Source organism: Gammaproteobacteria bacterium (ex Lamellibrachia satsuma), assembly GCA_019623805.1.
Taxonomy (GTDB): Bacteria; Pseudomonadota; Gammaproteobacteria; order Chromatiales; family Chromatiaceae; genus QGON01.
Map to the genome: position 1 here is coordinate 3,216,305 of CP053680.1, position 14,260 is coordinate 3,230,564.

Below are 14,260 nucleotides of genomic sequence, written 5' to 3' on the forward strand. Positions count from 1 at the left end.
AGGCGGGGATGAGTCCGGCCGTGGTGTTTGTGCAGCTGTATTAATCCTCAATTTAACGTTTCATCTATCACCCAAAGACAATAAAACCAAAAGCCGGCACGCGAACATGAATGGCTGATCCATTGCGCGCTTGTATCGGTATCTTCTGCCCTTGCTGCCTCGAATCGGTTGAGACAATACAGGTGAGTTCCCCGGCTGCTTGATGGGCGGGGTGGTCGAGGGTAACCCAAACTTCCAAATCCTTGTCCGCAGTGTTGATGGCACAGAGGCATTCGCTGCTTGCGAACATGCGTGACCAAGCCACGACCCATTTCAGTTGCTCACCCACAAGTTCAGGGTAGTAGAAGTGCTTTCCATCCTGCGAAACCTGCCGCAGGTATTGACGGCCACGGCGCAGAGCGATGTGTTTTTTTCGGGCTTCACTCAGTCGTCGGATGAACTGATAGGTTTCATGGTTTTCTTTGAAGAAGTGCCTGCCGGTGCTCTGAAACGAACCGAAGGAACCACCAAACATGCACTCTCTCAGGAAGACGTCACTATAGCCGTCCTGCTCTTTGCGCGGATCGGAACCATTGAAGTTCTGCTCCGTGCCGTAGTAGATGCAGGGGATCCCCGCCGTGGTGAGATTTAAACCCAACGCCAGGGGAAGGTAACGGTAACTCTCCGGGTGGTCGCCACAGAAGCGATACTTATGCCTGGTGCCCACCTGATCGTGGTCATCGAACATGGTGACGATGTGCTTTGCGTACCATTGGTGCGTGTGTTTGTCGTCCAGAAGGCTGTTGCGGAACAGGTCGAAGTAGCCTTCATGTTCGTCGGTATCAGGGTTGCCCGGACTGCGGTAACCTTTGGCCAGGTATTCCAGTTTGTCCGGGATGTCGTTAATGCCCAGGGCGGCATCGATGCCGGTGGTGTTGACCAGATTCACTGCGTGACCACGCCCGCCGGTGATTTCTCCGATGATGTAGAAGTTCTCCTTGCCGAGGGACTGGGCAAACTCGTGGGTAACGTTGGCGAAGTAACGCACAGCGCCAGGCTCCATGTGTTTTACGGTATCCAGCCGGAAGCCGTCGATATCGGCGTAAGCGATCCAGAATTGGTAGACCTTGCAGAGTTGTTCCAGGGTTGGGGAGTGGTGAAATTCCCGGATACGGCGCTGAACGTCCCAGGCGATTGCCGGATCTTTGTTGGCCCGGCCATGATTAAGCTCCTTCAGGCTGAAGAAGTCGCCATCCAGGTACTCAGGATAAGCATCCCAATTCCGGATTTGTCCCTGTGCGGCCCAGCTTTCCGGGGGGTGGAATTCGCTGGGCCAGACGGCACTGTCCGGCCAGGCGTCGGGATGGGTTTCCAGATGCCCGAATGGGACACTGCCGGGGTCGCCCTGCCTTTTCCGGTAACCCTGAACCGGCCAGCGTCTCCCCTGGTGATACAAATAGGTATGGTTATCCCGGTAGGTAAAGATATCCCCGGCATGATTGAGGATGATGTCGAGAATCACCCGGATACCGGTCTCATGGGCTGCCGCCACGAACGCTTTTAGTTGCTCGCGGGTTCCATAGTGGGGATCCACGTCGAGAAAGTTTTGAATGCCGTAGCCGTGGTAGTCGTCACTGTCCGTTACCTGCTTGAAAACCGGACTCAGCCAGACTGCGCTGATGCCGAGGCGCTTGAGATATCCCAGTTTGTCCTTCAGGCCGGAGATGGAACCACCGCACCAGCCCCGACCATCCCGAAACCATCGATCCCAATCTGCCCTGAAAGCGTCATGTTGGAGCTTGAAGAGCGGTGTGGAGCGATTGCCGTCCCGGCTTACCGGATCTCCCTCAATGTTGGAGAAGTCCCCGAACTCCTTTCCGTCGGAGAAACGGTCAACAAACAGAAAATAGAGTAGTTCATCCTCCCAGGCGGTGGGAGAGGGGTAGTAATTGCGTTTGTTGGTAAGGTCGGCAAAATCGATCTCCGCCAGACTCTGTTCCACCTGAGACTGAATAGGCATGTCGGATACCTCCATAGTTGACAGGATAGACTATCCTTATGCTGACTGAAGTGCTGCCACATCAGAATACAGTTTGTGCCTCTTAGGCAATTGATTATGAAATTCTCAGTCTGGGTTGACGCCGGGAAAAATTCGGGGTTCAAGGTGGCCGGCGGGTTTCCAAGTCGGTCAGGGTGATCAACAAAACATATGGATGGATAAGATTATTTTGTTCGAGGGGTTGGGTAAAGGAGAAGGCTGGCCCACATTTTTCATAGAGAATGAGGATAGGGATTGCTTTTCTGCAACGGTTTGGGTTAAGTGGACCTATTGTGGGGGTCAGTTCTGCAGAGTCCTGCAACATGGGTAACGGACTCCAATGTAACTCATGGAAAAATAAGGGTATTTGTTCTCTTTCCCAATTCTAGCCCATTGGTCGAAGGTTCAAATTCTTCTTGGTCTCCAGCGTCCTATTCTGAAATACCGTTTCGAAGGATTTGACGCAGCCTTCCGTAATTAAGCTCCACAAGCTGCCAGGACGCCCGGGCTCGCTTAATGGGACCCATGAGGTTGAGTGCCTGTATTTTTCATAGGAATACCCGTTGACTATGGGAAAAAGCTATATATAATCGATAGAACCTGAAAGTACGTCTTATATTTATGTTTATGCACGCTTTTTCGATGACAGTCTTTAGTACCTCGTCCTGTTTTTCATAAGTAATAGCAAAGCTTCCAGTTAAACGGCCTGTAAAAAGGCTTCAGTTACTCTTGATTTAATAGGATATGATTATGTCTACTACCACCGGTACCGTTAAATGGTTCAACGAATCTAAAGGTTTTGGTTTTATCGAGCAGGAATCCGGCCCCGATGTGTTCGCACACTTCAGCGCCATCACCGGCTCGGGTTTCAAAACTCTGGTTGAAGGCCAGAAGGTCGAGTTCACTGTTACCCAGGGTCAGAAAGGTCCCCAGGCAGAGAACATCGTACCACTCTAAGTTGTTGAGCTGCGATTTGGCATTGCATTGAACGCAATGCAGGTCACATTCCCTTTTGGGAGTTGATGACTGGAAAAGGCAGGACCTGAGGGTTCTGCCTTTTTTATTGCCTGAAGGTGTGGCTCGCTTTGAGCCTGTCGATGTCTCCTTGAGTGAGTGCTGGCAGGTTATAGGATTTAGTGCTAAAAGTAGAATAATTCCTTTTTCCGGTACCCTGGGTGTCTGGGTCATGATTACTGAGTGCGACATGAAGTCGCTTAAACAATTGTTTCGACTGGAGAAACATTCCAGTAAGGAAACCTGTTGTTTCGCCAACAGTAGCCTAGCGGCACATGCATTTCTGGTAACAAGAGTGTGTGAAGCTGCCGCGACAATGTAGCCCGGCCGTAAGGCTAAGACTGAACCGTGAGGGGATGTCTGCATCTGCGAGCGTCAATGTGGATGGGGCGCTAGGTTGGATGGTATGACCAACAAATGTGAACTGCCGATAAACATCGTCACGTGTGTACAAGCCAAAGACGCTGACAGGCTTGGGCCAAAATGGCAACGTAGCAAGGCTGCTCTCCTTTTGTATGAGGGCACGCGAATACTCAACGCTACCGGTGGATAGGCAGGGTCTAACCCATTCTTGTTGTTTAAGTGGAACATGGTAAGCCCGTATTTCCGCCCAATTGGGCAGGTGAACCGCAAGGAACACTGTTGGGAGTGCGGGTAAAGGAACGCGGAGAAAGCGAATGCCGATCTGTAATCGATTGGATAGAGATTGAGCTGCGAGGCGACATCATCTCCCGCGAAAGCGGGCAGACTTCCGTATGGTCTTTCATTACAAGATAGTTTGGAGAACTTTTACAGGAGGGAATGCAAATGACTACGCAAGCAAGTTGCGCGGGTGCGCCCTTCGGCGAACCGATACATTGGCATGGCATTGATTGGGCCAAATGTCATCGGGAAGTCAGAAGGCTGCAAGCGCGTATTGTAAAGGCAACACAGGAAGGCCGCTGGGGCAAGGTGAAAGCCTTGCAATGGCTGCTGACCCACTCGTTTTCCGGCAAAGCACTCGCCGTGAAACGGGTGACCGAAAACAAAGGCAAGAACACTCCGGGAGTAGACAAAGCAACATGGTCTACCCCAGAGGCAAAATCTCAAGCTATGTTGTCTCTTAGCCGCCGCGACTACCAACCGCGTCCATTGCGTCGGGTGTACATACCGAAAAGCAATGGGAAGATGAGACCGCTGGGTATTCCAACGATGAAAGACAGGGCCATGCAGGCACTTTATCTGCTTGCCCTGGAACCCATCTCGGAAACGAAAGCAGATCCGAACTCATATGGGTTCCGCCCTCAACGGTGCACTGCGGATGCGATCGAGCACTGTTTCAAAGCACTTGCTCGTGGCAATTCAGCGCAGTGGATACTAGAGGGTGACATCAAAGGCTGCTTCGACAATATCAGTCATGACTGGATGCTAGCAAATATCCCACTGGATAAAGTAGTGCTCCATAAATGGCTGAAAGCTGGATATATGGAAAACCGCAAACTTTTCCCAACAGAGGCGGGAACACCGCAAGGTGGAATTATCTCGCCAACCTTGGCCAATATGACTCTAGATGGACTCCAAGCTGCGCTGGACAAAGCGTTCCCTTGGACAACCCGCCGTGGTCAGAAAGTCAAAGTAAATCTGGTGCGTTATGCAGATGACTTCATCATCACCAGTGTCTCGAAAGAGCTGCTGGAAGATGAAGTTAAACCGCTAGTCGAGGATTTTCTTACAGAACGGGGATTAACCCTTTCTGCTGAGAAAACCAAGATTACGCATATAGAGGAAGGAGTTGATTTTCTCGGGCAGAATATTCGTAAGTATGGTGGGAAGTTGTTGATCAAACCATCAACGAAGAACGTTTCGACGTTCTTAGATAAAGTCCGTGGAATTGTGAAAGGTAACAAACAGGCAAAACATATCAGTTTGATAAGACTACTCAATCCAGTAATTCGTGGTTGGGTCAACTATCATCGCCATGTCGTAGCCAAGGATACCTTTCAGCGCGTTGACCGTGAGATTTGGCGTAGTTTATGGCAATGGGCTAAACGCCGACATCCAAAGAAGAATCGTCACTGGATTAAGGATAAATACTTTAAGCATGTGGGGAATCGGACTTGGGTGTTCGCAGCAGAAACGGGTAATTTGAAGCCCAATGGGAAGCCAATATTGGTAAAGCTGGTGTATGCCGGTGAAACGCCAATTCGGCGCTACCGCAAGATCAGGGCGAAAGCCAATCCTCATGACCATCGTTGGGAGTCCTACTTCGAAGACCGTGTTGGGTCCAAGATGCAGAATAACCTCCGTGGTCGTCGAAAACTGGTAAAGCTCTGGCTCGATCAGGACGGACGATGTCCCGTTTGCCGACAACGCATCACCAAGGAATCAGGTTGGAATGTTCACCGACTGATTCAACGCGTTGACGGTGGTAAGGACAACATAACCAACTTGGTCATGCTGCATCCCAATTGTCATAAACAAGTTCACAGCCAAAAGTTGGACGTTGTGAAGCCGGTTCCCGTGAGGGGGCTATGAAAAGGCTTGAGCCGTATGAGGGGAAACTCTCACGTACGTTTCTTAGGGGAGGGAGTGGCGGTAACGCCACTTCCTTACCCGACAAGGAGTCAGGTAAATGCCACTTGAGTTGGGTGATCTTTGTCTCTATATGGGACCGCAAGAACTGGGCGGCCCGGATGATCTTGAATCTCCCATAGTGGAGTTTATCGAGCAGGCGCAAAAAAGGCTCGATGTGGCCATTCAGGAACTTGAGTCTGAACCCATAGCCCGGGCTTTGGTTAATGCAGCGCAAAATGGGGTTAGCGTCAGGCTTGTGCTTGAGGGGGACTATCTCATCGAGCGCGAAGATCTTGATGACGTGTTTGTCCGGTGTGGTAAAAAAGAGCAAAACCGTTCGATGTTAAATGCCCTGCATCGTGCAGGCATCAACGCAAAACTCGACTATAACCCCAGAATTTTCCATCAGAAGTTCATGGTTCGGGATCGTAGCGCTGTACTCACAGGCTCCACCAACTTCACCCCTACCGGTACTCAGAAAAACTTGAATCATCTTGTCGTTGTCCAGGATGAGAAAGTAGCCAGGGAGTATGCCAGCGAATTCCGTGAGATCTGGAGTGGTGCCTTTGGGCAACGTCATTTCAAAAGCCGTAAAGCGCCGAAGGAGGTCGATGTGTCGGGTATCAGGGTCAAGGTCCTGTTCGCGCCCGATCACGGCCCCGAGATGGAGATCATGAAGCAGATGCTGAAGGCGCGAGAACGGATCGATTTTGCGATTTTTACCTTCTCCAAGTCCTCCGGTATTGATGATGCCATGATTGCACGCCGGTTGGGGGGGATTCCGATCAGAGGCGTCTTTGATGCAGGGCAGGGCAATCAGTACTGGGCTGCGAGCAAGGGACTTGCCGAGAGTGGTGCCGAAGTCTATCTGGCGCGAAAGGGGCGGGGTTGGAGTCCGGGGCGACTCGGAAAGCTGCATCACAAGCTGATGGTTATCGATGACAGCGTTATCATCGCAGGAAGTTTTAACTACACGAAACCCGCAAATACACTAAACGATGAGAATATTATTATCATCGGTGATCTAGAGGAAGGCAGGGCGGCATCGCGTGACGCTCAAGCCAGTTTGTGCCGCTATGCCAGAAAGGAGATCGACCGTATTATTGACAAGCATGGACATAAACTGACAAGTGGATAGTTTGTCTGGATGACTCTTCTGAAGCCTACCGAACGCATTGCTTCTTAACCTGAATCATTAATTCTACTTTGTCAGATTCCATCACCCGGCAACCGACTGTTCCAGCGTCTGTTTTCGATATTGGGAGTCGATAGCCGCTTGTCGTTTACGATGCCGTTTCGTCATTTGCCGTAGTATTTCATCGCGTTCAATATCTCGCCGTGGCAGGAAGGCACGCAATAGCGATTCGATGTCTGAACAACTGAGTAAGGGGTGATCATCTTTTTGCACAATTCGCTCTTCGAGCATGAATAACATCGCCATCATGACCAAGGCCATATGGTGATGCCAGGATTTCCATTTACGGGCCTGATAATCAGCAAGACCTGATTCACTCTTACCATCCTGGAACGAACGCTCAACCCAGAACCGCTGCGCCTGCATCTTTGCAAGACAATGGGATGGCGTTTCTTCCGGTGCATTCGACAAGGTGTATTTAATCGTCTCCGGTGAATTGACCTCTCGTCGTACAATCAGGTGCCATTGATGTGCCTGGGCTTCTTTTCCATCCCAAAGCCAAACCCGATGATGCAGGATCTCGACGCGCAGTTTGCCCTTGCTGCTATCCCGTAATACCACTTGCTGCCACTCGCTGTCCCGTTGCTCATTGAGCCACTGGTCAACGCGCAGACGGGCTGCCTGGGCTTGCAGACGACTTCGACGACGACCGCGCGTTGTCGTGCTCTCCGGTATGAACGGCTGTGGATCTTCCAGGTAGACCTGTTGGTCTTTGTGGATGTCCACCACAAAGGTTTCACCCATCGCCTCCAAACCCCTCAGAAAAGCCGGATCCTTCCCGTATCCCCCATCTGCACCCACCCAGGCAAAACGCAGGCCAAGCGTCCTCTGATGACGCACCATCTCCAGCGCCAACTCTGACTTGCTTTGATGTTTCCGTTCAACTTCCGGGATACCCACCTTGCGACAGCGAGCCGGGTTCGATACCCACTCTTTGGGTAGATAGAGACGTTCATCTATCAGCGTGGACAAGTGCCCTTTACCCAGTGCTGCGAATACACCAACCTGGCAGTTATCCACCTTGCCCTGGCGGCCATTCCATTGGCGTTTAACCCCCACTGAATGTTTACCCTTCTTGGCAAGGCCACTCTCATCGAGCAACAGACAGGTATCCGCGGTTCCACCCAGCCATTGATCGGCTTCCAGCGCCACTTGGTCTAACACCGCACGATGATCCCACGGGGACTCGGTGAGCATATGCTGGAGACGCTGATCATCTGCGCCTGCAACCACCTCTTCCATGCGTTCCATGTTCTTTCTCTGCGCTTGCATCAGGCCTTTGAGATAGTGTGTGACCGGTTGAAACACCGACCTCGTCTTGCTTCGAAAATGGGATTCAAAGCGGTACTGGAAACGTTGGAATCGCTCCGCTATGCGATCGATTCTACTTATGCGCGTATCAGGTAATTCAAATGACCTTGGTGCTTGTCATTTGATGCTCTTCCTTACGATGATTGCCAAGAAATTCACAGCATATATTTTATATTATTCAGTGAGTTACTTATAGATCTAATCTGACAAAGTAGAATTAATAATGGTATTTTAAAGTCGGTTGATTTCTCTCCATTTAGCTAAACTATTCGTATGAAAGAACAGAAAGAGGATAGTGCCAGCCCTGCGCTGTTTCATCCTGATACACGGGATCAGGCAGGTGAGTTTTTTCGCTTGGCCATCCCTCTACTCGCCAAACATCAGCTTCCCATAAACCCCGTCAACTTCTCCCTCTTCTACAATTATATGGCGGGAAGAGATGCTCATTTGAAAGAAAAACTCGACAGGTTTATGGAGGATCAAGGGACTTGGTCACAGGAGGATGCAGATAAACTCTTCCGGCGTTTCCTCTACAGTTGCGATGGAGATGCCCTGGACGACCTAAGAGAGGAACTGCTTGCCATCGTCGCCCAGACTATCGGTGGGCTGGTGGACCTTGCAGGCAAAACCGCAGTCTCAAATGAAAAACTTGAACAGCATATCAACCGGTTAGCCGAGAGTCAGAAGGCTGAAGATGTGCTTGCTGTCGTGACTAACATCATGTCGGATACTCGCGAGCTCGCACGGGAAAGCAAGCAATTTGAGAGCCAGTTGACGACCTCTTCCGATGAGATGGACAGGCTCAAGAATGAGTTGGAGTCTGTCAAGAAAGAGGCATACGTTGATGTGCTGACGGGTGTCTTTAATCGTCGGGGTTTTGATCAAACACTGGATCACCTGATTGCTGATGCAGAACGCCTCCAGGCAGCTAACTTTTCGCTGATACTGGTGGATCTGGATCACTTCAAGGAGATCAATGATACACATGGCCATATCGTGGGTGACAAGGTGCTGAGCGTACTCGGGAAACTTCTGAAAAAACATACCAAGGGGAGTGATAGCAGTGCCCGCATCGGGGGAGATGAGTTTGCGCTCCTGCTTCCGGAAACGAGCATTACCAATGCCTTTGGCCTTGCGGAAAATCTACGGAAAAACATCAAGAAGCTGGTGCTTAAGCGCCCAAGCACTGGCGAGACGTTGGTGGATGTCTCTGCCTCATTGGGTGTTGCAGCGTTTAGGTTGGGGGAATCCGCTCATGGCTTTCTTGATCGATGTGATAAAGCGATGTATCGGGCGAAGAAGCTCGGGCGGGGTAGGGTGGTTCTGGCTGACTAGAGATTTTCCCCAAACCTGCAGAGAAATTGATACGGTTTTCGTGTTACCTGTAGGTTGATAACTTCATGATTAATAAAATATTTGTTTGGCGCATGTGTCTGTAGGCTTCATTTGTCCGGTCGGTAAAGATGGCAGGCCAATTTTTTTGCTAATCCGTACGCAAAAAACTACAATCAGAACGTTAGCCTACTGTTTGAGTGGGCTGTTTTACTAATATTACAGAGGTTCTTCAAATGTCTGAACAGCAAACAGGCACCGTTAAATGGTTCAATGATGAGAAGGGTTACGGATTTATCCAAAGGGAAAATGGTGCCGATCTCTTCGTTCATTTCCGCTCAATCGTAGGGACTGGTCGCCGGACCCTGGCGGAAGGACAGTCAGTTCAGTTCACCGTAGGTGAAGGGAAAAAAGGTCCCCAGGCTGAAGACGTAACGCCGCTGTAATTTTTTCAACACAGCCTTTTGGAAGACCGGCCAGGGTTGATCTGGCCGGTCTTCTCTACAGTTCAACACAATCCACCAGCGGGAAATTGCCTCGCCGGTCTCTCTCTTTCGTCTCGAAACTTCCTCAACCTGTCTTATTACTCCAGCTTTGGCGTTCGGTGATGGTCGGTATAGGGTAATGTGACGAACGTAGGGTGCGCCATGCGCACCAAAATAAGCGCGGGTTGCACCCTACCAACGGATGCTTATGTAATCCAGTGGGGCTTTTGCTCCGATAGATCGAACCCTTCTGGTCTTTTCGATGCATCTCCGGCGGTTTCACGCACCAGTTTGGGGACCATATACCCCGGCAGCCGGGATAGCAGGCCACTGTATAATGTATGGATACGCGCCTGCTCGACCTCGAAATGAGCGGCTCCCTCCACACGATCCAACAGATGCAGATAATAGGGCATGACCCCCGCCTCGAACAGACGTTCACTGAGTTCCACCAATACCGCAGTCTGATCATTGACGCCACGCAGCAACACGCTTTGGTTCAGTAGAAGTACGCCGGCCATCTGCAACGCCTTCAATTTCCCGGTCACTCTGCCGGAGAGTTCGCGAGGGTGATTGGTGTGTATCACCAGAACAGATTGGAGAGGGTTTTTCCGCAGATGGGTGAGTAGTTCAGGGGTGATGCGTTCCGGAAGGACGACCGGCAGACGGCTGTGCAGGCGCAGACGCTGCAGATGGGGAATTTCGCTGAGTTGCTGCATCCACCGGCCAAGCTTTTCATCGCCCAGCATCAGCGGGTCGCCACCGCTGAGAATGACCTCGTTGATTGTTGGATGTTCGCGTAGGTAGGCGAGCAACGCTTCCCACTGGCGAGGCGTGGCACTACCGTTTTCGTAGGGATAGTGGCGCCGAAAACAGTAACGACAGTGTATGGCGCAGGCGCCGGTGGTGATGAGTAGCGCACGTCCATGGTATTTGTGCAGCAGTCCAGTAACCGCATGGGCCTCCAGGTCGCCGACGGGATTGCGGGAGAAACCCTGGACATGCACCGACTCATTCTGAAGTGGCAGGACCTGACGCAGGAGCGGGTCCCCTGGGTCGCCTCTCCTCATCAGGTCCGCAAAACCTCTGGGCACGCGCATGCTGAATTCGGAGCTGAATTCCACTGGAATGCTGTCTTGTTCGATTCCGAGGTAGTCCAGCAGCGCCTTCGGTCGGGTAAATGCATCGCTGAGCGCCTGCTGCCAAAGAGGAGTCTGCAAAGTTAACCCACTCTCAGGTATGATATGCGCCGCAATCGATATGTTTCGTGAGGAAGTCATGGCAAGTTACAGCACCAGCGAGTTTAAGGGCGGTCTGAAGATCATGATGGACGGTGATCCCTGCTCCATCATTGAGAACGAATTTGTTAAACCAGGCAAAGGCCAGGCCTTCAGCCGGGTAAAGATCCGCAATCTGAAGACTGGCAGGGTGCTGGAGAAGACCTTCAAATCCGGCGAGTCGGTGGAAGCGGCTGATGTCATGGAGGTTGACCTGCAGTATCTCTATGCTGATGGTGAATTCTGGCACTTTATGGATCCGGAGAGCTTCGAGCAAGTCAGTGCTGACGAAAAAGCCGTAGGTGATGCCATAAAGTGGATGAAGGAGCAGGATCTCTGCACCATTACCCTTTGGAACGGTTCCCCCATCATCGTTGCGCCGCCGAACTTCGTGGTGCTGACTGTTACAGATACCGACCCGGGCCTCAAGGGGGATACCTCCGGCAGCGGCGGTAAACCAGCGACCCTTGAGAGCGGCGCTGTGGTTCGGGTGCCGCTTTTTGTACAGATCGGTGAGATGATCAAAGTCGATACTCGCACCGGCGAGTATGTTTCCCGCGTCAAGGAAGGTTGACCTCCGGCAATCCGGCAAATTCGGATTGGCGTCCTGTCGCCACGCAGGAGATGCTGCGGGCACGGGCAGGGCTGCTGGCGGATATCCGGACATTTTTCAGACAGACCGGGGTCTTGGAGATCGAAACCCCCGTCTGCTCCCGCTTTGGGGTGACCGACCCCTCCATAGAGAGTTTCACCACCCGTTACACCGGTCCCGGAGCGGCTCACGGTGAAACCCTTTATCTCCACACTTCACCGGAATTCCCCATGAAACGCTTGCTGGCGGCTGGCAGTGGGCCTATCTACCAGATCTGCAAGGTATTCCGGGGAGGGGAACTCGGTACCCGGCACAATCCGGAGTTTACCCTGCTCGAGTGGTATAGGCCGGGGTTTGATCACCTTGCTCTGATGGATGAAGTGGCGTCCCTGGTGAATGCCGTACTGCCATCCGCCCTGCCGGTGGAACATGTGAGCTATGGGGAGGCTTTTCAGCGTTATCTTGGCATCGATCCGCATGCTGCTTCGGCTGAATGCTTGCGCCAATGTGCCATCGATGCGGGCATTTCCGATGCTGAAACCCTGTCACTGGATGGTGCGGATGCCTGGCTCGACCTGCTGCTGACCCAGCGCATCGAGCATCACCTTGGCAGGGAGCGGCTGAGCTTTCTATTCGACTACCCGGCGAGTCAGGCGGCATTGGCAAAGGTGCGTCAGGGTACGCCAGCCGTGGCTGAGCGTTTCGAGCTCTATCTGGAGGGGATTGAGATTGCCAACGGCTTCCATGAACTGACCGATGCCCAAGAGCAGCAGCGTCGATTCGAGCAGGAGAATGCGATCCGTGAAGAGAGGGGCTTGCCGACAGTGCCGATGGACAGAAATTTATTGTCCGGTCTGGCGTCCGGGATGCCCGAATGTGCCGGTGTTGCCCTGGGTATAGACCGGCTCTTGATGCGAGTGACGAATGTGGCGTCTATCGAAGAGGTGTTGGCGTTTCCCTATCTGCATGCCTGATGCCAATGCTGGACACTTGATCCACTAGGCTTGATCAGGCCTACGTTGTGTTGCGTAGCTTAGTACTCCTTCAATGTGATAATTGCGGATTCAGCCAGGATGTAGGGTGCGCATGGCGCACCCTACATCCTGCACGGCGTAACCCGGCAATCAATAATAGACCGAGAGATAGAGCCGCATCACATTGGCGGAGAGTTCGTAGAGCGGTTCCTGTCCTACTGCTTCCGACTGGCTGATATCACGGAAATCCCGGTAGTTGAAATAGAGATAGTTGTAGGCGAGATTAAGGCTGGCACTGTCCAGTAGTTTCCAGCTCTCCCGTTGCAGTTTGTAACTCATTCCGAAGCCGACCGAGTGGCTGGAGTAACTGCTCAGCTCCTTGTCACGCGCCAGGTAGTTCTGTGACTGAACCCGCGGGAAAAGGTCGCTGTAGAAATCTGCAGCGTTCTGGGTGTAATAGCGGTAACTGAGATCGAAGGTCCAGTTGTCTCCCAACGGGTGGGTGTAGCCGAGTTCGGAATTGTGGGCTGTGATACCCCAAGTGTCGGAGAAATAACGATACTCTCCCGAGATTGCCGCACGGTAAGGCAGATGGTAACGCAGGCGGGCCGATAGTGCGTTGCTGGTGCGGGTCCGGGGGTAGATTTCGGATTCGAAGCTGTAACCTGCCGGGCTGGATGCATCCAGATAACGCACCGAGCGGTAGGGGTTATTGAGGAAACCCTCGTCAGCGATGGTCTCCCAGGAGAGGGCGAACAGGGTGTTGGCGGTGACCACCTGATTCAGGGCGAGACTGAAGCTGTTACGCGTCACCTCGTCGCTGAAGTCAGCGTCACCGTTGCGCCGTACTTCATCACTGCCCCGGCTGTAACCCAGGGTGACGTTGGTGAGGTCTCCAAGCAGATCCTGGCCAATACTGAAATGGACTGCATCGGCGCTGTAGTCGCTCTCCTCGCTGCTGGTATAGCCGAGGTTCATCTGCGAGTCGCCATACAGGTAGTCCACCGATGCGCTGATTTCAGTGCGATTTTCGGTGTATGGGCTGGCGGTGGTCACCACGTCAATGGAGGCACTGGAGATGGCATCGACATAGTAGTTGGCGGAGGCAGATATGCTCTCGCCGAACTGCTTGCGTACCAGGATGGAGGGGCCGCTGACTGTCACCCCGCCACCGTCGTAGAGATGGTACATGGCATCCGCCCGTTCCTCAGGCAGTTGTGCCGCCAGTACCGGCAAGGCAGCGGTCAAGCTGCCGATCAGCAGCAGTCGGTTTGTCTGTTTGATCTCAGTTACAGCCACAGCCGCCTCCCTGACTACTTTCGGCACCGCGTGCTGCCTCTCGTGCCTGATAGACATGGTGCAGGTAGCTGTCTGCCACCGGATTGCGACTGAAGCTCATGATCGGATCGGCCAGCTTTGCCCGTTCGTAGGGTTTGACCCAGGGTTCCACGGCGCAACCAGCCAATGACGTCAGCACCAGGAGCACCGCAGAGAGGTTGATCGCTTGCAT

The 14,260-nt window shown here is 52.4% G+C and carries 12 protein-coding genes and 1 pseudogene; 8 read left to right on the forward strand and 5 right to left on the reverse strand.

Going from position 1 to position 14,260, the window contains the following annotated elements; all coding sequences use genetic code 11:
* Positions 1–67 precede the first annotated feature (67 nt).
* Positions 68–2,014, reverse strand: a complete 1,947-nt coding sequence (locus tag HPY30_14155; protein ID QYZ67022.1) for an alpha-amylase — start codon at positions 2,012–2,014, stop codon at positions 68–70.
* 753 nt (positions 2,015–2,767) lie between these two features.
* Between HPY30_14155 and HPY30_14160 the strand changes: the two genes are divergently transcribed.
* The 4 genes and pseudogenes from HPY30_14160 (at position 2,768) to HPY30_14175 (ending at position 6,722) form a co-directional block, all read left to right on the forward strand.
* Positions 2,768–2,974 (forward strand): cold-shock protein, encoded by a 207-nt coding sequence (locus HPY30_14160; protein ID QYZ67023.1) that lies wholly within the window; start codon positions 2,768–2,770, stop codon positions 2,972–2,974.
* A gap of 628 nt (positions 2,975–3,602) precedes the next feature.
* Positions 3,603–3,808: pseudogene (locus tag HPY30_14165) on the forward strand (hypothetical protein).
* A gap of 30 nt (positions 3,809–3,838) precedes the next feature.
* Entirely contained in the window at positions 3,839–5,545 is a 1,707-nt protein-coding gene (ltrA, locus tag HPY30_14170) for a group II intron reverse transcriptase/maturase (GenBank protein QYZ67024.1), read from the forward strand.
* Positions 5,546–5,642: 97 nt separating this feature from the next.
* Positions 5,643–6,722, forward strand: coding sequence for a phospholipase (locus HPY30_14175; protein ID QYZ67025.1), 1,080 nt, complete (start codon positions 5,643–5,645; stop codon positions 6,720–6,722).
* Positions 6,723–6,803: 81 nt separating this feature from the next.
* On the opposite strand, the gene HPY30_14180 is transcribed toward HPY30_14175, so the two are convergent.
* Entirely contained in the window at positions 6,804–8,051 is a 1,248-nt protein-coding gene (locus HPY30_14180; GenBank protein ID QYZ67026.1) for an IS701 family transposase, read from the reverse strand.
* Positions 8,052–8,363: 312 nt separating this feature from the next.
* On the opposite strand from HPY30_14180, the gene HPY30_14185 reads away from it, so the two are divergent.
* Positions 8,364–9,425, forward strand: a complete 1,062-nt coding sequence (locus HPY30_14185; protein QYZ67027.1) for a GGDEF domain-containing protein — start codon at positions 8,364–8,366, stop codon at positions 9,423–9,425.
* A 233-nt stretch (positions 9,426–9,658) separates the two neighbouring features.
* The gene (locus HPY30_14190; GenBank protein QYZ67028.1) at positions 9,659–9,868 is read left to right on the forward strand and encodes a cold shock domain-containing protein; all 210 of its coding nucleotides are present in this window, start codon (positions 9,659–9,661) and stop codon (positions 9,866–9,868) included.
* 245 nt (positions 9,869–10,113) lie between these two features.
* On the opposite strand, the gene epmB is transcribed toward HPY30_14190, so the two are convergent.
* On the reverse strand, positions 10,114–11,187 hold the full coding sequence (gene epmB, locus HPY30_14195; GenBank protein QYZ67029.1) for an EF-P beta-lysylation protein EpmB: 1,074 nt from the start codon (positions 11,185–11,187) through the stop codon (positions 10,114–10,116).
* On the opposite strand from epmB, the gene efp reads away from it, so the two are divergent.
* A complete protein-coding gene (gene efp, locus HPY30_14200; GenBank protein ID QYZ67030.1) occupies positions 11,186–11,758 on the forward strand; it encodes an elongation factor P in 573 nt (190 codons plus the stop codon). The genes epmB and efp overlap by 2 nt on opposite strands.
* Before the next feature lie 50 nt (positions 11,759–11,808).
* The gene (gene genX, locus HPY30_14205) at positions 11,809–12,750 is read left to right on the forward strand and encodes an EF-P lysine aminoacylase GenX (protein ID QYZ68059.1); all 942 of its coding nucleotides are present in this window, start codon (positions 11,809–11,811) and stop codon (positions 12,748–12,750) included.
* A 150-nt stretch (positions 12,751–12,900) separates the two neighbouring features.
* On the opposite strand, the gene HPY30_14210 is transcribed toward genX, so the two are convergent.
* Together HPY30_14210 and HPY30_14215 are read right to left on the reverse strand one after the other, a co-directional pair.
* A complete protein-coding gene (locus HPY30_14210; protein QYZ67031.1) occupies positions 12,901–14,106 on the reverse strand; it encodes a DUF3570 domain-containing protein in 1,206 nt (401 codons plus the stop codon).
* Complete coding sequence (locus tag HPY30_14215) at positions 14,036–14,260, reverse strand: DUF4266 domain-containing protein (protein ID QYZ67032.1); 225 nt, start codon at positions 14,258–14,260, stop codon at positions 14,036–14,038. The genes HPY30_14210 and HPY30_14215 overlap by 71 nt, the downstream gene beginning before the upstream one ends.